Annotated in this window: 24 protein-coding genes; 11 read left to right on the top strand and 13 right to left on the bottom strand. The window is 70.6% G+C overall.

Annotated elements, in window-relative coordinates; genetic code table 11:
- Positions 1-83 precede the first annotated feature (83 nt).
- The 3 genes from LGR69_RS22260 to LGR69_RS22250 form a co-directional block, all read right to left on the bottom strand.
- On the bottom strand, positions 84-608 hold the full coding sequence (locus tag LGR69_RS22260) for a hypothetical protein (protein WP_230367364.1): 525 nt from the start codon (positions 606-608) through the stop codon (positions 84-86).
- A complete protein-coding gene (locus LGR69_RS22255; RefSeq protein WP_122159512.1) occupies positions 580-873 on the bottom strand; it encodes a hypothetical protein in 294 nt (97 codons plus the stop codon). The genes LGR69_RS22260 and LGR69_RS22255 overlap by 29 nt, the downstream gene beginning before the upstream one ends.
- 131 nt (positions 874-1,004) lie before the next feature.
- The gene (locus LGR69_RS22250) at positions 1,005-2,837 is read right to left on the bottom strand and encodes an aminopeptidase P family protein (protein WP_230367363.1); all 1,833 of its coding nucleotides are present in this window, start codon (positions 2,835-2,837) and stop codon (positions 1,005-1,007) included.
- Between the two features lie 200 nt (positions 2,838-3,037).
- Between LGR69_RS22250 and LGR69_RS22245 the strand changes: the two genes are divergently transcribed.
- Complete coding sequence (locus tag LGR69_RS22245; RefSeq protein WP_007562364.1) at positions 3,038-3,298, top strand: hypothetical protein; 261 nt, start codon at positions 3,038-3,040, stop codon at positions 3,296-3,298.
- Between the two features lie 12 nt (positions 3,299-3,310).
- On the opposite strand, the gene LGR69_RS22240 is transcribed toward LGR69_RS22245, so the two are convergent.
- Positions 3,311-3,499 (bottom strand): ribosome modulation factor, encoded by a 189-nt coding sequence (locus LGR69_RS22240; RefSeq protein ID WP_230367362.1) that lies wholly within the window; start codon positions 3,497-3,499, stop codon positions 3,311-3,313.
- Between the two features lie 30 nt (positions 3,500-3,529).
- Positions 3,530-4,450 (bottom strand): 50S ribosomal protein L11 methyltransferase, encoded by a 921-nt coding sequence (locus LGR69_RS22235; RefSeq protein ID WP_230367361.1) that lies wholly within the window; start codon positions 4,448-4,450, stop codon positions 3,530-3,532.
- A 310-nt stretch (positions 4,451-4,760) separates the two neighbouring features.
- On the opposite strand from LGR69_RS22235, the gene LGR69_RS22230 reads away from it, so the two are divergent.
- The 4 genes from LGR69_RS22230 to modB all read left to right on the top strand — a co-directional run bounded on the left by LGR69_RS22230 (position 4,761) and on the right by modB (position 6,890).
- On the top strand, positions 4,761-4,904 hold the full coding sequence (locus tag LGR69_RS22230) for a hypothetical protein (RefSeq protein ID WP_230367360.1): 144 nt from the start codon (positions 4,761-4,763) through the stop codon (positions 4,902-4,904).
- 43 nt (positions 4,905-4,947) lie between these two features.
- Positions 4,948-5,265, top strand: a complete 318-nt coding sequence (locus LGR69_RS22225) for a hypothetical protein (protein ID WP_230367359.1) — start codon at positions 4,948-4,950, stop codon at positions 5,263-5,265.
- 115 nt (positions 5,266-5,380) lie between these two features.
- Entirely contained in the window at positions 5,381-6,187 is an 807-nt protein-coding gene (gene modA, locus LGR69_RS22220; RefSeq protein WP_230367358.1) for a molybdate ABC transporter substrate-binding protein, read from the top strand.
- Between the two features lie 10 nt (positions 6,188-6,197).
- Complete coding sequence (gene modB / locus LGR69_RS22215; RefSeq protein ID WP_230367357.1) at positions 6,198-6,890, top strand: molybdate ABC transporter permease subunit; 693 nt, start codon at positions 6,198-6,200, stop codon at positions 6,888-6,890.
- Between the two features lie 39 nt (positions 6,891-6,929).
- Here the strand turns inward: modB and LGR69_RS22210 are convergent, their stop codons facing one another.
- A complete protein-coding gene (locus LGR69_RS22210; RefSeq protein ID WP_230367356.1) occupies positions 6,930-7,586 on the bottom strand; it encodes a glutathione S-transferase in 657 nt (218 codons plus the stop codon).
- A 65-nt stretch (positions 7,587-7,651) separates the two neighbouring features.
- Between LGR69_RS22210 and modC the strand changes: the two genes are divergently transcribed.
- From modC to LGR69_RS22195, 3 genes are all read left to right on the top strand, one after another.
- Complete coding sequence (gene modC / locus LGR69_RS22205) at positions 7,652-8,758, top strand: molybdenum ABC transporter ATP-binding protein (RefSeq protein ID WP_230367355.1); 1,107 nt, start codon at positions 7,652-7,654, stop codon at positions 8,756-8,758.
- Between the two features lie 164 nt (positions 8,759-8,922).
- A complete protein-coding gene (locus LGR69_RS22200) occupies positions 8,923-9,327 on the top strand; it encodes a TadE family protein (RefSeq protein WP_230367354.1) in 405 nt (134 codons plus the stop codon).
- A complete protein-coding gene (locus tag LGR69_RS22195; RefSeq protein ID WP_230367353.1) occupies positions 9,324-10,973 on the top strand; it encodes a TadG family pilus assembly protein in 1,650 nt (549 codons plus the stop codon). The genes LGR69_RS22200 and LGR69_RS22195 overlap by 4 nt, the downstream gene beginning before the upstream one ends.
- A 17-nt stretch (positions 10,974-10,990) precedes the next feature.
- Here the strand turns inward: LGR69_RS22195 and LGR69_RS22190 are convergent, their stop codons facing one another.
- Positions 10,991-11,593, bottom strand: a complete 603-nt coding sequence (locus tag LGR69_RS22190; protein ID WP_007562389.1) for a PAS domain-containing protein — start codon at positions 11,591-11,593, stop codon at positions 10,991-10,993.
- Between the two features lie 215 nt (positions 11,594-11,808).
- A complete protein-coding gene (locus tag LGR69_RS22185) occupies positions 11,809-12,093 on the bottom strand; it encodes a hypothetical protein (protein ID WP_230367352.1) in 285 nt (94 codons plus the stop codon).
- 97 nt (positions 12,094-12,190) lie between these two features.
- Between LGR69_RS22185 and LGR69_RS22180 the strand changes: the two genes are divergently transcribed.
- The gene (locus tag LGR69_RS22180; protein ID WP_230367351.1) at positions 12,191-12,658 is read left to right on the top strand and encodes a nuclear transport factor 2 family protein; all 468 of its coding nucleotides are present in this window, start codon (positions 12,191-12,193) and stop codon (positions 12,656-12,658) included.
- Between the two features lie 5 nt (positions 12,659-12,663).
- Positions 12,664-13,218: a TetR/AcrR family transcriptional regulator gene (locus LGR69_RS22175; RefSeq protein ID WP_230367350.1), complete on the top strand. Its 555-nt coding sequence runs from the start codon at positions 12,664-12,666 to the stop codon at positions 13,216-13,218.
- Positions 13,219-13,227: 9 nt separating this feature from the next.
- Here LGR69_RS22175 and LGR69_RS22170 read toward each other — a convergent pair whose 3' ends face one another.
- From LGR69_RS22170 to LGR69_RS22150, 5 genes are all read right to left on the bottom strand, one after another.
- A complete protein-coding gene (locus tag LGR69_RS22170) occupies positions 13,228-14,385 on the bottom strand; it encodes a M20 aminoacylase family protein (RefSeq protein ID WP_091863674.1) in 1,158 nt (385 codons plus the stop codon).
- Entirely contained in the window at positions 14,382-15,659 is a 1,278-nt protein-coding gene (locus LGR69_RS22165) for a GNAT family N-acetyltransferase (protein ID WP_230367349.1), read from the bottom strand. Before LGR69_RS22165 ends, LGR69_RS22170 begins: the two co-directional genes overlap by 4 nt.
- A 209-nt stretch (positions 15,660-15,868) precedes the next feature.
- On the bottom strand, positions 15,869-16,297 hold the full coding sequence (locus tag LGR69_RS22160) for a lysozyme inhibitor LprI family protein (RefSeq protein WP_091863676.1): 429 nt from the start codon (positions 16,295-16,297) through the stop codon (positions 15,869-15,871).
- Positions 16,294-17,043, bottom strand: coding sequence for a glycerophosphodiester phosphodiesterase family protein (locus LGR69_RS22155; protein ID WP_230367348.1), 750 nt, complete (start codon positions 17,041-17,043; stop codon positions 16,294-16,296). The genes LGR69_RS22160 and LGR69_RS22155 overlap by 4 nt, the downstream gene beginning before the upstream one ends.
- Positions 17,044-17,045: 2 nt before the next feature.
- Entirely contained in the window at positions 17,046-17,519 is a 474-nt protein-coding gene (locus LGR69_RS22150; RefSeq protein WP_007562410.1) for a RidA family protein, read from the bottom strand.
- Between the two features lie 283 nt (positions 17,520-17,802).
- On the opposite strand from LGR69_RS22150, the gene LGR69_RS22145 reads away from it, so the two are divergent.
- Positions 17,803-18,993, top strand: coding sequence for an aspartate aminotransferase family protein (locus LGR69_RS22145; RefSeq protein WP_122159544.1), 1,191 nt, complete (start codon positions 17,803-17,805; stop codon positions 18,991-18,993).
- Positions 18,994-19,059: the final 66 nt, after the last annotated feature.

The raw sequence follows: 19,059 nt of genomic DNA, 5'->3' as shown, positions 1-19,059 counted from the left end.
CAAGGCGACTTATAGCGCGGGGGTCCGCATCCTGTCCTCCGCTCCGCGCGGTGAGACGGAGACCATGACGCCGCTGGGGTCGCTCAGCTGGGCTCGAACAGGAGGAGGTAGAGGAACGCCCGTCGCTGATCCGCCTCCAGATAGGCCAATCGGTTGACGGCCGACCGGGCCGTCTGAAGCGCTGCCCGCGCGTCCGTTTGCAGGAACGACTGGGACGGATCGTAGTCGGCAGCGTGCCGCCGGTCCTGCAATTCTGAAACGGCACCGGCAATCGTGACGATGTGACCACCAAATCCGCCGGGCGGCTCATACCGCCTGATCTTCGGCTTGAGGGTCGCTGCCTGAAGATCGTTGCACACGGTCTTCAATCGCTGGTGAGATATGGAACGATAGGCCAGCGTCCAAAGTGGATCGTTCCGCCGCGTCCTTCCAACGGCCTCATCGGCCGCGGCCGTCAGGATCGCGTGAAACAGGCCGTAATATGCGTTGGAGAAGGTGCGGCGTAGGTCAGCCTGCCGCAACGAGCCGCGGCCGGTTTGGAGAAGAAGCGCATCCGCCTGGCTGAACAGATGCTCGGAATTAATGAGCGCCAAGTTCGTCGAGCTCACGCTGCTCGGCATACTCGACGACCACGCGCAGCGTCTCGCCGGCCTTCTGCAGGGCTTTGCGGATCGCCAAGCCGGCATCGAGCAGCTTGTCGCCGTCGAGCTGGTCGATGGCGTCGTCGGAGACGATCAGCTGCACGCGCCGGACATCATCGCCATCAGACCCTTCCATGTCGCCGAGGCGGACGGCCTGCACCAGGGGGCTGCCGAAGGACGCGTTGGCGGCCTTCTTGGCGACTTCGGCGAGATCCGGAGAACGTCGGGGCACGATCGATCACTCTCGATGATCCGAATCGGCCAGCCCATGGCGCGAACGAACGGAGGCCGACTCGGAGGTCCGCTCACTCTGTCGTGCCGCCTGCGCCCGCACAAGGGCAAGCCTTGAGCGACAGCCCGCCCTCACTCCGCCAGCGGCGCCGTCGCGCGGTCCAGCCAGCCGCGGGTTTCCGCATCGAGGAGCGGCGCGAGGGTGTCGCGCACCCGGGCGTGATAGGCGTCGATCCAGGCCCGCTCCTCCGGTGCGAGAAGATCCGGGTGGATCAGCCGCCGGTCGTAGGGGGCGAGCGTCAGGGTCTCGAAGCCGAGCATCGGGCGCTCACCGCCCAGGATGGCGCGCGGCTCAACCAGGACGAGGTTCTCGATCCGGATGCCGTAGGCGCCGGGCGCGTAGTAGCCGGGCTCGTTCGACAGGATCATGCCGGGTTCCAGGGCGACGGTCCCGGTCTTGGCGATGCGCTGCGGGCCCTCGTGCACCGACAGGAACGAGCCGACGCCGTGGCCGGTGCCATGGTCGAAATCGAGCCCCGCCTGCCAGAGCGGCGCGCGGGCGAAGGCATCGATCTGGGCGCCGGTGGTGCCTTTGGGGAAGACCGCCCGGGCGATGGCGATGTGGCCCTTCAGGACCCGGGTGAACCGGTCGCGCATCGCCTCGGTGGGCTCGCCGACCGCGACCGTGCGGGTGATGTCGGTGGTGCCGTCCGGGTATTGCGCCCCGGAATCGATCAGGAACAGCTCGCCCGGCCGCACGATCCGGTCGCTGGCGCGGGTCACCCGATAATGGACGATCGCCCCGTTCGGGCCGGAACCCGAGATCGTCGGGAACGACACGTCGCGCAGGTCGCCGCCGGCCGCGCGGAAATCCTCCAGGGCCTCCACCGCGGCGATCTCGCTCAAGCCCCCAGCTTCGGCGGCGCCGTCGAGCCAGGCCAGGAAGCGCACGACGCTCGCGCCGTCGCGGGTATGGGCGGCGCGGGTGCCGGCGATCTCGGCGGCGTTCTTGACCGCCTTCATGCCGGTGATCGGATCCTTGCCGATATCGGCGGTCCCGCCCGCAGCCTCGATCTTCTCCTTCAGGGCGACGGCGCCCGTGGCGGAATCGACCCGGACGCGCACGCCGCTGAACGAGCCGAGCCCGTCATCGAGATCGGCGCGCGACAGGATCTCGGCCACCGGCGCCAGGGCCGTCCGCAGCGCCGGATCGACCTTGGGTGAGGACAGGAACAGCCGGGCCCGTCCCTCGCGCGGCAGGATCGCGTAGCCGAGCGCCAGCGGCGTGTGGCCGACATCGAAGCCGCGCAGGTTGAACGCCCAGGCGAGATTGTGCGGGTCCGAGATCACCAGGGCGTCGCAGCCGCCCTCGGCCAGGGCGTCGCGAACCCGCGTGAGCTTCTCGGCGACCGTCTCGCCCGCGAGGGCCTCGGGATGGACGACGACAGGCCCGGCGGGGGGCTTCGGGCGCCCGGCCCAGACGGCATCGACCAGGTTCGGAACGGGGCGCACCGAACCGCCGGCCTTCACCGCAGCCCGCTCCAGGCGTGCAACACCATCCGAGGTGTGCAGCCAGGGATCGTAGCCGAGCACCTGATCGCGCTTCAGGTTGTCGGCGATCCAGGCTTCGGCGGTCGATTCGGCCAGCGGCACCACGGTGATCACGCCGGTATCGACCTGCTCGGGCGCCTGCAGGGTGTAGCGGCCGTCGACGATCAGCGCCGCCGACTCCATCAGCACCACCGCGGTTCCGGCCGAGCCCGTGAAGCCGGTCAGCCAGGCGAGCCGCTCCGCGTCGGCCGGCACGTATTCCGATTGGTGCTCATCGGCCCGGGGCACGACAAAGCCGTCCAGCGCGCTCTCGCGCAGGGCCGCGCGCAGCGCCTCGATCCGCTCCGCCCCCTTGCGGTGGCTCGGATCGTCGAAGGTCTGGAAACGGGGTCGGGGCGGACATGGCTCTGTCATCGGGGGAGCCTATCGCCGGGTGGTCCCTGGTCGCAACCGCGTGGGATCCGGAAGCGCGCTGCTCGGTTCGGCATCAGGGCTCCCGGACGCCGACAGTTCCTTCGCTGAACCCCTCCGCTGAACGCAGCCCGACGCTGTAACCTATGGTTTAGTGTCGTGCGCAATCTTATCACGCCAGTTCTTTGCCCTATCTCCCGCTCATGCCACGCCGCGTCTTCTACCGGATCAGCGACAGACCCGACGGCCTCTTCGACGCCATCACCACGATCGAGCCCGATACGGTGATCCGGCGCGACGGTTTCGGCTCGCTGGCCGAGGCCGAGGAATGGGTGGAGGGCCTGCGCGTGCTGATGGCCGCGTTGGGCGCTCCGGTGGCGCAAGCGGACGCGGCGGGCAGCCCGGACGCCGAGACAGCCCCGGAGGATGCGGCCCGACCGGGGACGCTCCGAACCGCGCGATAGCGCGGCCGTCGGTCAGGCGCTCGCCGACGGCAGGTCCCGGGCACGGCCGGTCGGCACACCGTCATAGCCTTCGAGCCAGGCGATGCGGGCGGGCGAGTTAGCCGGATAGGGACAAGCATCCTTGGGCCGGCCCCGGGCCCGTGCATACGCGCCCTCGGTGATCGGATCGGCAAGGGGATCGTGGTGCAGCGTCTGGCTCATGCCCGGGCAATGCGCGGGCCGGTCGCGGGTTCAGCGGCGCGGCCGCTTCGCCGCACCGCCCCGCGCCAGCACCAGGGCGACCCAGCCCTCGATCAGGCCGTGGCGCACGAGGTGGAACTCCTGGTGGCGATAGGTCGAGAGCACGCCCGGCACGTCGCGCTCGATCAGCCCGGAAAGCACGAGCACGCCCGCGGGGGCGACCACCCGGGACAGGGTCGGGGCCAGCCGCCGCAGGGGACGAGCCAGGATGTTGGCGAAGACGAGGTCGAAGTGCCGCGGCCGGTCCGCGAGCCGGTGGCGCACCCCGGGCCCCTCGTAGAGCTTGAGGTAGGGCCCCAGGCCGTTGAGACGGGCGTTCTCCCGGGCGGTGCGCACCGCCACGCCGTCGAGGTCGCCGGCCACCACCGGCTGCCGCAACGCCTTGGCGGCCGCGAAGGCCAGGATCCCGGTCCCGGTGCCCACGTCGAGGACATGCGCCGGGCGCCGCCGCTTCAGCTCCGAGACCAGCGCCCGCAGGCAACCGAGGGTCGTGCCGTGATGGCCGGTGCCGAAGGCCAGGGCAGCCTCGATCTCGATCGGCAGGTCGTTGCCGCGCACGGCGTCGCGGTCATGCGAGCCGTGCACGAGGAAGCGGCCGGCACGGACCGGCTTCAGCCCCTCCAGGGAGGTGCGGACCCAATCCTGCTGATCGATGGTGCGGAACTCGGCGATATCGGCCTCGTCCCCGATCACCGGGCGGATCAGGTCGCGGACGTAGTCCTCGTCCGGCGCGTCGGCGAAGTAGGCCTCCAGCCGCCAGGTGCGGCCATCCTCGTCCTCGAACGCCGCAACGGCGGTCTCGGTGGGATCGAACATCTCGCCCAGCAGATCCGTCATCGCCCGGGCCGACCGCTCGTCGGTCGTGAGGCGCAGGATGTGAGTCGGGCGGTGGGGCGGCAGACCTTCGAGCATGATGCCCGGCTGTAGCGCCCGGGCGCGCCGCATCACAGGGGCAGGGGCGAAAAAAACGCATTTCCGGCCGCTCGCGGGAGCCGGCCCGGCACGGCCGGGCGGATCGAGGCCGGCCCGTCGATCGGCCACGGTGGTTTGTTGCTGCTCAGACACATCTGACAATACACGTGCTAGAAACCATCTAAATCAGTTTCCGCTCGCGACATCGCAGATTACAACAGTCTCGGCTTCCCCAAGGCCAGACCCTCAACTCTGGCGCGCCGCTCTTCGGGGTCCGGCGCGCCCGTTTTGATCTGATGACAGCGCAGCCATGAACTCGCCTCTTCTCGTCAGCCTTGCCGTCACGCTCACGACCACGCTGGCGGCCACGCTCTGGGCCGCGCTGGTCGCGACCGGCATGTCGCCGGCGCCGGACGGCGACGCGAAGGACCAGCGCGACATCCGGACCTGGTGACCGGGCGACGGCTTCCGCGATTCGCAGCGGATGGCGCCCAGGAATGCGGCAGCGTGTCTGCGCGTTAACCACAGAATCCACCGATTGCCTGCGGAACCGGCTGCGCGAGGCGGCGTTTTTGCCGGCTTTCTCGAGAGGCATCATCGAGCAGGGTGCGTACAGCGTGATCAAGTCCAAGCGTTCCGGACCGCGCGGGCCCGTCGTCGTGAATGACGGTGCCGTCCTTCCGCCCCCCCGCGAGCGGCTCTTCGGCGGGCCTGCCCCGGACGGTCCGCTGCCGGGCCATCTCCTGGTCCTGCTGAGCCGGCTCCACCGGGCGGAAGCCACGCCGAAGGAGCGCCGGGAGCCGCCGCACGCCTGAACATGTCGGAATGCCCGCCAGCCCCTGCGCCGCGCTTGGCCCGCGGGGGCGGCGGTCTTATGGTCCCCGGGCACCCGACCGGATGACGGGTCGCGATGAGGGGATTCCCGAGCCGATGCGCGTCTCCCGACGGATCTGGATCCTGCTCGCCGCGCTGGCGCTCGTCCCGGCGGACCGGGGTCACGCGGCCGAGCCCGTCGTCGTCTTCGCGGCCGCCAGCCTGAAGAACGCGGTCGACGACGCGACGGCCAATTGGACCAAGGAGACCGGCAAGACGGCCCGGATCTCGTATGCGGGCTCGAACGCCCTCGCCAAGCAGATCGAGGCCGGGGCGCCGGCGGACCTGTTCATCTCGGCCGATCAGGCCTGGATGGACTATGCCGAGAAGGCCGGCAGCCTGAAGCCAGGCTCCCGCATCGACCTCTTGCGCAACGCGCTGGTGCTGATCGCGACGGGCCCGAAGACTGTCGGCTCGGATCCGCAGGTGGCGCTCGCGCCGGATCTCGGCGCGACGCTCACCCGGATGCTCGGGGGCGGCAAGCTGGCGATGGCCACGATCGATGCCGTCCCGGCCGGGAAATACGGCAAGGCCGCCCTGGAGAAGCTCGGCGCCTGGGATTCGGTGAAGGGCCAGGTCGCCCAGGCCGAGAACGTCCGGGCCGCCCTGCTGCTGGTCGCCCGGGGCGAGGCGCCGCTCGGCATCGTCTACGCCACGGATGCGGCAGCCGAGCCGAACGTCCATGTGGTCGCGACCTTCCCGTCCGACAGCCACCCGCCGATCATCTACCCGGCGGCCCTCATCAAGGAGTCGCGCAATCCCGACGCCGCCGCCCTGCTGACCTATCTGCGCAGCCCGGCAGCCCGGGGCGCCTTCGAGCGCCAGGGCTTTACACTGGTCGGGACGCCCGGCGCCGGCCACTAGACCCGCGACCTTGTTCGGCCTGCCCCCCGACGCCTGGAACGCCGTCGCCCTGAGCCTGCAGGTGGCGAGCGTCGCCACGCTGGCGAGCCTGCTTCCGGGCCTCGCCGTGGCGTGGCTGCTGGCGCGACGCCGTTTCCCGGGCCGCGCGCTCCTCGACGGGCTGGTTCACCTGCCGCTGATCCTGCCCCCGGTGGTGACCGGCTACCTGCTGCTGCTCGCGCTCGGGCGGCGCGGCGTTCTGGGCGGGGCGCTCGCGGAGATCGGCATCGTCTTCGCCTTCCGGTGGACCGGGGCGGCCCTGGCCTGCGCGGTGATGGGATTCCCGCTCATGGTCCGGGCGATGCGGCTGTCGATCGAGGCGGTCGATCCCAGGCTCGAACAGGCGGCCGGCACCCTCGGGGCGAGCCCGCTCGCGGTCTTCCTGACCGTGACGCTGCCGCTCAGCCTGCCCGGCTGCATCGCGGGCGCCGTGCTCGCCTTCGCCAAGGCGATGGGCGAGTTCGGCGCGACGATCACCTTCGTGTCGAACATCCCCGGGGAGACCCAGACCCTGCCCTCGGCGATCTACACGCTGACCCAGTTCCCCGGCGGTGAGGGGCCGGCTCTGCGCCTGACCCTGATCTCGGTCGCCCTGTCGGTGGCGGCCCTGCTGGTTTCGGAATTCCTGGCCTCGCGCGCCGCGCGACGTCTGCGAGCCGGCTGAATGGCGGGACGAGCCAGAAGGCCGGCCGGCCGGCCGCGATCAGGCGTAGGCGTAAGGTCCGCCCCGCTCCAGCGCCTGCCGGTAGGCCGGGCGGGCATGAATGCGCGCGAGCCAGGCGGTGACCCGCGGCCCGGCGCCGGTCCCGCGCGCCGCGAAGGCTTCGAGCGGGAAGCTCATCATGATGTCGGCCGCGGTGAAGTCGGCCCCGCAGAAATACGGCCGGTCGGCGAGCTCGCCTTCCCAGAAGGCCGCGTGCCGGCGCAGGTCCGGATCGACGAAGCTCTGCAGCACCGTGTCGGCGATCCGGCGAACCAGGGGTCGCAGGGCCCAAGGGCTGCCCGGGGCGAGACGCGCGAAGACCAGCTTGAGCAGCAGCGGCGGCATGGCCGAGCCCTCGGCGTAGTGCAGCCAGTAGGTGTAGCGCGCCCGCTCGGGCGTTCCCGGCGCGGGCACCAGGCCACCCCCGGCCCGGTCGGTCAGGTAGGTGACGATGGCGCCGGTCTCGGCCACGACGATCCCGTCCTCGGTGATGACCGGCGACTTGCCGAGCGGGTGGATCGCCGTGAGGTCCGGCGGCGCCCGCATGGTCTTGGGATCCCGGGCGTAGCGCTTGACCGTGTAAGGCAGGCCGAGTTCCTCGAGCAGCCAGAGCACGCGCTGCGAGCGGCTGTTCTCGAGATGGTGGACGGTGATCATCGTAGGCGCTCCGTGGCGTTGTCCAACGCGTCGCGCCGCCGCCCGTGCCGCCAGGGACGCAACCCGTGAGCATCCAGGTCGATGTCCATCTCCGGCGCGGCGCCTTCGCCCTGGAGGCGGCGTTCGCGGCGGGGCCGGGTCTGACCGCCCTGTTCGGCCGCTCGGGCTCCGGCAAGACGACGCTGATCGACCTCATCGCCGGGCTGGCCCGGCCGGATCATGGCCGGATCGTCACTGACGGCGCGACGCTGGTCGACAGCGCGGCGGGGATCTTCCTTCCGCCGCATCGCCGTCGGGTCGGGGTGGTGTTCCAGGATGCGCGGCTGTTCCCGCATCTCAGCGTGCGGACCAATCTCGGCTACGGCCGCGTCTTCGGGCGCCAGCAAGCCGACCCGGCCGGCTTCAGCGCAGTGACCGAGATGCTCGGGATCGGCCACCTCCTCGACCGGAGGCCCGCGGGCCTCTCCGGCGGCGAGCGCCAGCGGGTGGCGATCGGGCGGGCGCTGCTCGCCAAGCCGCGCCTGCTGCTGATGGACGAGCCGCTGGCGGCCCTGGACGAGGCCCGGAAGGCCGAGATCCTCCCCTATATCGAGCGCCTGCGCGACGAGGCGGGCGTGCCCATCGTCTATGTCAGCCACGCGGTCGCCGAGGTGGCGCGGCTCGCCACGACGGTGATCGTGCTGGAAGCGGGGCGCGTCGCCGCGTCGGGCCCCGCCGAAGCGATCCTGCGCCGGGCCGATCTCGTGCCGATCCACGAGGCGGAAGCCGGGGCGCTCCTCGACATGGTCGTCGCGGGAGCCGATCCCGAGACCGGGCTCACCCGGCTAACCGGCCAGGCCGGGCAGCTGCTGGTGCCGGGCCTGGCGGCCCGCGCGATCGGGACGCGGCTGCGCGTGCGGATCCCGGCCCGCGACGTGCTGGTGGCGACCGAGCGTCCCCGGGGCTTGAGCGCGCGCAACATCCTGCCCGGCCGGGTCGCGACGCTGACTCCGAGCGGCGCCGAGGTCTCGGTGGAGATCGATTGCAACGGCGCGTTGATCGCCGCGCGCGTCACCGCGGCCGCGATCCGCGAGCTGGGCCTGGCGCCGGGGCGCCCGGTCCATGTCGTGATCAAGAGCGCCGCCGTCGATCCGGCGGAAATTGGGACGCTGCGACCCGCCGTGGAAATCTGAGCCGCCCGTATTCGCGCCGAAGCACTGGAATTCGGGCGATGACCACAACCTTTGATTAGAAAATCAATGCCACCATGGGTTGTGCTGCTGCAGCGGCTGCACGAGCTTTGAAGGGCGTTTCGATGAGCTGGCTCCGGGTCCTTAAGCGAAACGGTCGCGCCGGATTGGCCTGCCGCTGCGGCAGTTCCGCGGTCGAATTCGCCCTGGTCGCGCCGATCCTGCTGATGCTGTTCGCCGGCATCACCGCCTTCGGCATCTGCCTGGGTGCCGCCCACAACCTGCGTCAGATCGCGGCCGAAGCCGCCCGCGCCTCCATCGCGGGCGTCACCGACAGGGAGCGCGAGACCCTGGCCCAGACCATGGTGCTGCGCAGCCTCAGCAGCGGCGCGATGTTCCGTCCGGAGAGCGTCAAAGTTCTGGTCGGTCCCGACCCGAAGGACGCCACGATGTACACGGTCACCGTGACCCTGGACGCCAACACGCTGGGGATCAACGTCTTTTCCAAGCTGATCCCGATGCTCCCGACAGTCCTGCGCAGCACCATCAGCATCCGGAAGGGCGGCTTGTGACCGGAGGGCGGGCAGCGGTTCTGGCCCGGAGCTTCGGCCGGGCCCGCGGCGGCAACGTGGTGATCCTGGTGGCACTCGGCAGTTCCCTGCTGATGGGTGCCGGTGCGGTCGGGATCGATCTCGGCCAGGTGTTCCAGGCCCGGCGCAAGGCGCAGGGCGCGGCCGACATCGCCGCCATGCTGGCGGCCGTCGACCCGGCCAAGGCCGACGCGGTGGCGCGCCGCTCCCTCGGCGACAACGGCTACGACGCCGCGCAGGCGACGGTGGCGACCGGCGGCTACGATGCCAGCGCCCCCAACGTCGCCCCCGGGAGTCGTTTCAACCCTGGGATGAGCCCGGCCAACGCCGTGCGGGTCGGCCTCGCGACCACCGTGCCGGTGACCTTCGGCCGGGCGATCGGGCTGCCCGGCACCGTGCCGATCCGGGTCACCGGAACCGCCGCCAGCGCACAATTCGCGGCGTTCACGATCGGCTCGGGCACCGCCGGCCTGAAGGACGGCATCCCCAATGCCGTGCTCGGCGCCCTGCTCGGGGCCAAGCTGTCGCTGGGCGTCAGCGACTACGCCGCATTGGCCAGCGCCAAGATCGATGGCCTGCGCGTGCTCGATGCGCTCGCGGCGAGCCTCAACCTGCAGGCGGCCAACTACACCGAGATCGTCCAGGCCCATGCCAGCGTCGGGCAGATGCTGATGGCGATGCGGGTCGCCGCACAGGGCAATTCCGGCGCCGTCTCGGCCCTCTCCGGCATCCTCAACGCCCTGCCGAATGCCGGCAACCTCGTGCCGGTCGGGCAGGTCGACGCCTTGGGCGATGTGGCGGCGCTCGCCCCCGGACGCGGCCTGGCCGGCCCTTCGCTGAACCTGATGGACCTCGTGGCCGCCACGGCGTCGCTGGCCAACGGGCAGAACCAGGTGGCGATCGACCTCGGCGCCACCGTGCCGGGCCTGCTCTCGACCCGGCTGACCCTGGCGATCGGCGAACGCCGCCGCAGCTCCGGCTGGGTCCGCCCCGGCAGCCCCAACGCCACGGTGAAGACCGCGCAGACCCGGCTGCTGATCGAGGCCACGGTCTCGGCGCCGCTCGGGCTCGGGACCGTGTATCTGCCGATCTACGCCGAGGTCGCGCCGGCCCAGGCGACCCTGCGCACGCTCAGCTGCTCCGGTGCGAGCGGCGGGCGCCAGGCCACCATCGAGGCGCAGACAGGGCTCGCCACCCTGGCGATCGCCGCTGTGTCGCGGGCCTCGATCCAGGGTGGCAGCACGAGCCCGGACCTGTCGCAGCCCGCCGTCCTGATCGGGCTGCCGCTGGTGAACGTCTCCGGCCGGACGGTGACGAATATCGGCGCGGGCACGCAGACGCTGACCTTCACGGATGCGGACATCGCCAACCACACCGTGCGGACGGTATCGTCGGGGAACGTCCTGCAATCCCTGACCGGCAGCCTGCTCGGCAACCTCAGCCTCAACCTGAACGGCCTGGGGCTGAACCCGCTGCTGCAATCCGCCCTCGCCACGACGCTCGGCCTCGCCGCCGGGCCCCTGGACTTCGTGCTCGACCAGGTCTTGCGCAGCCTCGGCCTGCGGATCGGCTACGCGGATATCGAGATGGACGGCACCCTCTGCAGCCAGGCCGTGCTGGTGCAGTGAGGCCGTCGCCCGGCCCCTCAATGGCCGCGCCGTCCCCCGGCGCCGGCTGGCGCCTTGGCGATGCTCTGGCCGAGGCGCAGCAGCAGCATATCGATCAGCAATTGCAGCTCGGAATCCGCCACGCCTTCCAGCGCATCCCTGCACTCGATGGCCCGGTCGATCGCCACCGACAGCGCGTCCAGCGGCTCGATGCGCGCGGCGACATCCTGATCGGCGTCGCGCCGGCTGTCGGTCACGTCGATGATCAGGCCGTGCCCGGTACGTCGGCTCGAGGCACTCGCGGGCACGCGGCCGCGGTCGAGGATCCACCGGACCTGACCGGACGGCGACAGGGTGCGGTACTCGGCCACGAACGGGCCGCCGCGCTCACACACGGCCTGGAAATGGCGCACCAGGGCCGGGCGGTCCTCGGGATGGATGCAGGATCGGGCGATCTCCAGGGGGATCGGCCGGCCGGCCAAGCCGGGATCGCCCGCCAGTACCTCGGCGGCGCCGGCATCCAGGATGCAGCGCTCGGAGCGGGGCGACCACGACCACGCACCGATGACGCCGGAAGCGTCCAGGGCTGCCGACAGATCGACCGGCAAGCCGCGCGTGCGCTTGATCGCGTCAACAACCATGGGCGACCTCCGAAACCGGCGTGCCCCTCGCACGCATCCCTCGCAGTCATACAACCCTTGATGGAATTAAGAGGTGGTTAACTCAACAGCGCAACCCCAATTCCCTCCCGGTCATTCTACTGACGCAGCGAGACAATTTGGCGCGAGCAGCCCGCGGCTTGCGGCGTTCTCCCGGCAGCGCGAACGCCCGAGAGTTGTACGTTTCGACAACGGCCTCAGCCGATCTGCGTGATCAACGTGAACGCACCGAACAGCAGAACCGCGCCGACCACCGCCGCGAGCAGGATCAAAGCCGCCCGCGATTCCCGAACATCCGGCGTCATAGGCCTCCCCGTTTGTCCCACCCGCTCCCGCTCCGCGCGGTCTTTGCGGGCAAGAGTCGCACCGATCGGCTTGGCTGTCGACGGCGGGAAGGAGACCGAAATCGCAATTGTGCTGGCTCTTCTTGCGGCGCAGGCGAACCTGAATCGCCGATCACTTCGGGTTCGCTTGCTCAGCATGGCCTGGTCTGACGGGAGAAAGCGATCAGTTGACACGACGGAGCAGACGGCAGACAACTTTGTACCGATCGGTACAAAAATCACGAGGACACGCGCGATGTCGGACCGCCCGCCCTTTCCGCCCTTCACCGAAGAGACCGCCGCCCAGAAGGCCCGCATGGCCGAGGATGCCTGGAACGGGCGCGACCCGGAGCGGGTGTCGCTGGCCTACACGCCGGACAGCGTCTGGCGGAACCGCAGCGATTTTCTGACGGGACGCGAGGCGATCGTGGCCTTCCTCCAGCGGAAATGGGCGCACGAGCTCGATTACCGGCTGATCAAGGAGCTTTGGACCTTCGGCGGCAATCGGATCGCCGTGCGCTTCGCCTATGAGTGGCGCGATGCGGCGGGACAGTGGTTCCGCTCGTACGGCAACGAGAACTGGGAATTCGATGCGAACGGGCTGATGCGGCGCCGGATCGCGAGCATCAACGACCTGCCGATCGCGGAATCCGACCGGAAATTCCACTGGCCGCTGGGCCGGCGCCCGGACGATCACCCGGGCCTGAGCGACCTCGGCCTCTAGAAGCGGTGACGGCGCGGTCCGAGATCCTGCCGGCGCTCGCGGAGGTGTTCCGCGAGCACGGCTATGCGGGCGCCAGCCTCGCGCTGATCAGCCAAGCGACGGGCCTGGGCAAGGGCAGCCTGTATCACCTGTTCCCGGGCGGCAAGGCCGAGATGGCAGCCTGCGTCCTCGAGGAGATCGACGCCTGGTTCGAGACCAACCTGTACCGTCCGCTGCGCGAACGGGATCCGCCCGAGCGGGGGATCTCGGACATGTTCGATTCCGTCGCGAGCTATTTCCGGTCCGGGCAACGGGTCTGCCTGGTCGGCGTGCTGGCTCTGGGCACGAGCCGCGACCTGTTCGCCGAGGCGGTGCGCGGCTACTTCGCCCGCTGGGTCGCTGCCCTGGCCGACGCCCTGCGGAGGTCGGGGCAGGACGCGGCGGCGAGCACGGCGCTGGCGGAAGAGGTCGTCGCGCAGATCCAGGGAGCGATCGTGCTGGCTCGGGCGCTCGATCAGCCCGCGCTCTTCACTCGCGCCCTGGCGACGCTGCGGTCGCGGATGGCGACCGCAGCGGGTTGAGCGGCCGCCTCAGGCGGCGGTGCGGCTCTCGACCATCCGGGCCAGGAAAGCGCTGCCGATCGGGATGATCGAATCGTCGAAATTGTAGCTGGCGTTGTGCAGGCCCGGACCCGGGTTGGAGCCGAGCCAGACATAGGCGGCCGGCACCACCTGGGCCATGTCGGCGAAATCCTCGCTGCCCATTTTCGGGACGGCGTTCGGCTCGACATTCGCGGCCCCGAGCAGCTCGGTCGCGACCGCGGTGGCGGCGGCGGCCTGCTCGGGGGCGTTCTCCAGGACCGAGAACATGTCGTGGATCTCGACCTTGACCTCGGCGCCGTAGGCGGCCGCGAACCCGGCGGCGATCGCGCGCATACGGGTCCCCGCCAGCGCCCGGATCTCCTTGTCGAAGGTGCGGATCGTGCCGGCCAGGTGCGCCGTCTCCGGGATGACGTTGTAGGCGGTGCCCGCCTCGATCCGGGTGATCGACAGCACGATCGACTTCAGCGGGTCGGCGTTGCGCGACACGATCGACTGCAGCGCCTGGGCGAGGCCGGTGGCGATGATGATCGGGTCGTTGCCGCCATGGGGCTGGGCCGCGTGGGCGCCCGTGCCGCGGATGTGGATGTCGAAGAAGTCGGCCGCCGCCATGACCGGGCCGGGGCGCAGCTTGATCCGCCCGTGGCCGCCCGGCTGGTTGTGCAGGCCGTAGATCTCGTCGCAGGGGAATTTCTCGAACAGCCCGTCCTTGAGCATCGCCCGGGCGCCGCCGCGGCCCTCCTCGGCCGGCTGGAACACGAAGACCGCGGTGCCGTCGAAGTTGCGGGTCTCGGCGAGGTAACGGGCGGCGCCGACCAGCATGGTCGTGTGGCCGTCATGGCCGCAGGCGTGCATCTTGCCGGGATAGGTGGAGCGATAGGGGAGGTTGGTCTCCTCATCCATCGGCAGGGCATCCATGTCGGCGCGCAGGCCGATCCGCCGTCCGTTGTCGGTGCGGCCCTTGAGCAGCCCGACCACCCCGGTGCCGCCGATCCCGCGATGCACCTCGCAGCCGAACGTCTCCAGGAGGTCGGCGACGATGCCGGAGGTGCGGACCTCCTCGAAGCCGAGTTCCGGATGGGCGTGCAGGTCACGGCGCAGGGCCGTCAGCTCGTCGGCAAAGGTCTTGATGTGGTCGATGGGGCTCATGTGTTCGGGCTCTCGGGGGCGTGTCGTGCGGGGTCTGCCGCGGCGTCGCAGGCTCCGGGCGCGCGGACCTCGTCCGTGCGCCGGAACGGCGTCAGCGTGTCGAGGACGTCCACCGCCTCGGCGACGTGGGCGCGCTCCCGCTGCAAGTAATCGGCCACCGCGCGGCGGAAGGCCGGATCGGCGATGTCGTGGGCGGAGTGCATCAGCACCGGCTTGTAGCCGCGGGCGAGCTTGTGCTCCCCCTGCGCCCCGGCCTCGACCCGCTTGAGGCCGCGGCTGATCGCGAAATCGATCGCCTGATAGTAGCAGATCTCGAAATGCAGGAACGGGTGGTCCTCGATGCAGCCCCAGTTGCGCCCGTAGAGCGCCGTGTCGCCGATCAGGTTGATCGCGCCGGCGATATACGCGCCGTCCCGCTTGGCCATGATCAGCAGGACCCGGTCGGCCATGCGCTCCGACAGGATCGAGAAGAACCGGCGGTTGAGGTAGGGGCGCCCCCATTTGCGCGCGCCCGTGTCCATGTAGAAGGCGTAGAACGCGTCCCAATGGGCCTCGGTGATGGCGGCGCCGGTCAGGTGCTCGACGGTGATCCCGGGCGCCAGCGCGTCGCGCCGCTCCTTGCGGATGTTCTTTCGTTTGCGCGAGGCGAGGGCGTTGAGGAAATCGTCGAAGCTCGCGTAGCCGTCATTCTCCCAGTGGAACTGCTGGTCGGTCCGTTGGAGGAAACCCGCCGCCCCGGCCCGGTCCCACTCGGCCTCGCGCATGAAGGTGACGTGGACCGAGGACGCCTTGGTCTCGCCCCGCAGCGCCCGCAGGCCGGCGACGAGGCCGGCGGTGGCCTCATCGGGATCCGCGCCCGGGGCGATCAGGAAGCGCGGACCGGTCACGGGCGTGAACGGCACGCTCACCTGCAGCTTCGGGTAATAGGAGCCGCCGACCCGCTCGTAGGCGTCGGCCCAGCCGTGATCGAACACGTATTCGCCCTGGCTGTGGGACTTCAGATAGCAGGGTGCCAGGCCGAGCAGCGTGCCGTCGCGCTCCACCGACACGTGAAGCGGCAGCCAGCCGGTCTTGCGCGAGACGCAGCCGGATTCCTCCAGCGCCGACAGGAAGGCGTGCGAGACGAAGGGGTTGTGGGTCTCGTCGCCCGCCGCCAGGGTCTCGGGGGAGAACGCGCAGGCATCCCAGGCCGCCGCGCCGATCTCCTTCAAGCCGGGGATCGCCCGCACGGTGAGTGTGGGAGTCTCCGGCGCCGGCCCGGGTTCTTGCTTCATGGGCTCAATCTAACCGGGGTCGGCAGCCGGGCAAGCGGGCGGATGCGCGCGGCTGCCCGGCGGCCTTGTCAGATCGCCGACGCCGTCACGCCCTCGGGCGCGCAGCGGGGCGGCGGGCGGAAGGCGGCTCGACGATGCGATCGTCCGGGCGCGCCTGGACCGGGGCGCGGAGGCGGCCGCGCACCGAGCCCCTCGCGTTCGACCCCGGCCTACTCCTGGAATGCGCCGACGCAGTTCACGTCATCCGGCTTGCAGGCGAGATATGCCGTCAGCGCCTTGGTGCGCGCATCGGTCAGCCCCTTGAGGCAGCCGCTCAATTCCATCGGGTAGGCGGAGCCGCCCTCCAGGCCCATGGTTTCGAGGGCGCAGGTCGCATCCCGATACGAGAGCCAGGCCTTCTGCGCAGCGCGCAGCGCGTCCTTGGTCTTCGGACCGACCTTTTTCATCAACTGGACATAGACCGCGTTCAGCGCGGCGTCGGCGGTGCGATAATCGGCACGCGCGCATTCGTTGAGGTCCGACTGGACCATGCTCTCGCACGGATCGGCCGCCAGGGCAGGGATCGACGCGAGCAGGATTGCGGCGAGGCCGGCCGCCGCCCCGACGATCCGACGGCGCACCGCGATCGTCGCTGTCATGGAACGAAACCCTCGAACACCATCTGATCGGCGTGTGCGCCCGCGCGGGCGCGCTGATCCTCGCTCCGCACCGTCCAGGCCATCACCGGGATGCGGCTGAGGAGCCGGCACAGGTAGGTCGGCGCGCAGGGCAGATCATCGACCCGCCAGGACAGGAAATCCGGCCGGCTGTCGGCGAAATGGAGCAGGTTCGACAAGGCCCGGCGCGTCGCCCAGGGCATGGCGGCATAGGCCGGGTCGTCCTGGGTTGTCTCGGCGACGATCCCGCGGGGCATCGCCGGCGGGCACAGGTCGCGCAGAGCCGCGACCACCTGCGGATCGAAGGATTTGAGCGCCACGGGACCGCCATAGGCGGCGGCCAGCTCGGCCGCGCGGGCCGCCAGCCGGGGATCGCCGTCGTAGCGGGATTTGACCTCGATCACGACCGGCACCGAACCGGCGACCGCCGCCAGGAAGTCCGCCAGGGTCGGGATCGTCTCAGAAGTCCCGGCAACGGACAACGTGCCCAGCTCGGCTGCGGATTTGGCCCCGATCGCCTCGCTCGCCCCGGTGAGCCGGCCGAGCGCGGCGTCGTGGAACACCATCGCCTCGCCGTCGGCGCTCAGCTGGACGTCGCACTCGATGGCGAAACCGCCCGCCACAGCGGCGCGGGCGGCGGCCAGGGTGTTTTCCGGCCGGCCCGCCGCGCGGTCGTGCAGCCCGCGATGCGCGATCGGCCGCGCGGTGAGCCAGTCGGGAGCGGCCACGCCTAGCGGACCTCGAACATCGCCTCGACCTCGACGGCGGCGTCGAGGGGCAGTTCGGCGACGCCGACCGTCGAGCGGGCATGGCGGCCGCAATCGCCCAGCAGCTCGACCATGAGGTCCGAGGCGCCGTTCATCACGCCCGCCACCGCGGAGAAGCCGGGCGCGGCGTTGATGAAGCCGCCGAGTCGGACGCATTGCTCCAGGGCGCGATCGAGGTCGCCCACCGCGGCCTCGAGCTGGGCCAGCACGTTGAGGGCGCAGAGCCGGGCCGCCGCCTTGCCGGCCTCGGCCGAGACGTTGCCGCCGACCTTGCCCTTGTGCTCGGGGGCGATGGTCCCGTCCGGCCCGAAGCAGACCTGGCCGGAAATGACCACGAGATTGCCGGTGCGGACGAACGGCACGTAGTTCGCCACCGGTGCCGCCGCCTTCGGCAGGGTGAGGCCCAGCTTCTCGAGACGGTCCTTGATCGTGCTCATGCGATTCTCCCGCGCTGACTCGAATCTGCGGGAGCAGGAGCATGCCCGCCCCCCGCCGCGCAAGGGGATAGGCCAAGCGGACTAGCCCGTTAAGGCGTCACTGAAATCCGGTCCGCGCAAGCCTCGCGCAGAGCGGCCGGGCGAACGGCATGGTCCCTGCAACGTTGACAGGAGGCGGTTGATTCATAGTAATCGCGCGCGTGCCGCCCATGACGAGGCGGCACTTTCATTTGGAGCCGGCTAACGCTTGCTCCAAGCCTTTACAACGACGGAGACGGGATCCGTGACGTCAGCCCTTCTGCCGACCTACGTCCGCGCGCCGCTCGCTTTCGAGCGCGGCGAGGGCGCCTGGCTCGTGACGGAAGCCGGGGAGCGATACCTCGATTTCGGCGCCGGCATCGCGGTCAACGGCCTCGGCCACGCGCATCCGCACCTGGTCGGCGCGCTCACCGAGCAGGCCAGCCGGATCTGGCACACATCCAACCTGTTCGAGATCCCGGGCGGCGAGCGGTTCGGCCGGCGCCTGGTGGACGCGACCTTCGCGGACGTGGTGTTCTTCTGCAATTCGGGGGCCGAGGCCAACGAGGCGGCGATCAAGATCGCCCGGAAGTACCACGCCGCCGGCGGCAATCCGGAGCGCTACCGGATCGTGACCTTCGTGGGCGCCTTCCACGGGCGGACGCTGGCGACGCTGGCGGCCGGCGGGCAGCAGAAATACATCGAGGGCTTCGGCCCCAAGGTCGACGGATTCGACCAGGTCCCGGCCGGCGACTACGCCGCGCTGGAGGCCGCGATCGGGCCGGAAACGGCGGCCCTGATGATCGAGCCGATCCAGGGCGAGGGCGGCGTGCGTGTGATCCCGCATGCGGATCTGCGCCGCCTGCGCGAGATCTGCGACGCGAACGGCCTCCTGCTGATCATGGACGAGGTCCAGACCGGCGTCGGGCGCACCGGCAAGCTGTTCGCCCATGAATGGTCGGGCATCACCCCGGACATCATGAGCGTGGCCAAGGGCATCGGCGGCGGCTTCCCGATGGGCGCCTGCCTCGCCACCCGCGAGGCGGCCCGCGGCATGACCGCCGGCAGCCACGGCACCACCTTCGGCGGCAACCCGCTCGCCATGGCGGTGGGCAACGCCGTGCTCGACGTGGTGCTGGAGGACGGCTTCCTCGACCGCGTCGCCCATGCCGGGCTCCTGCTCAAGCAGAAGCTCGCGTCCTTGCGCGACCGCCACCCGCATGTCTTCCAGGAGATCCGCGGCGAGGGCCTGATGCTCGGCCTCAAGCTCGGCGTGCCGAACACCGATTTCGCCGCCGCCGCCCGGGCTGCCCATCTCCTGGTCATCCCGGCCGGCGACAACATCGTCCGCCTGCTGCCGCCGCTGATCGTCAGCGACAGCGAGATCGACGAGGCGGTCCGGCGGCTCGACGAGGCCGCCGCATCCTTCGAAGCCCTGCGCGGGGCCGCCGAATAGCACGTCGATCCCGCAGTTTCAGAATCACCGCCCTGCGCCGCGTTCCGGCGCAGGGCGGTGCGAAGC

Source organism: Methylobacterium brachiatum (assembly GCF_020523825.1).
Taxonomy (GTDB): Bacteria; Pseudomonadota; Alphaproteobacteria; order Rhizobiales; family Beijerinckiaceae; genus Methylobacterium; species Methylobacterium brachiatum.
This window is presented reverse-complemented; position numbering and strand designations above follow the sequence as displayed.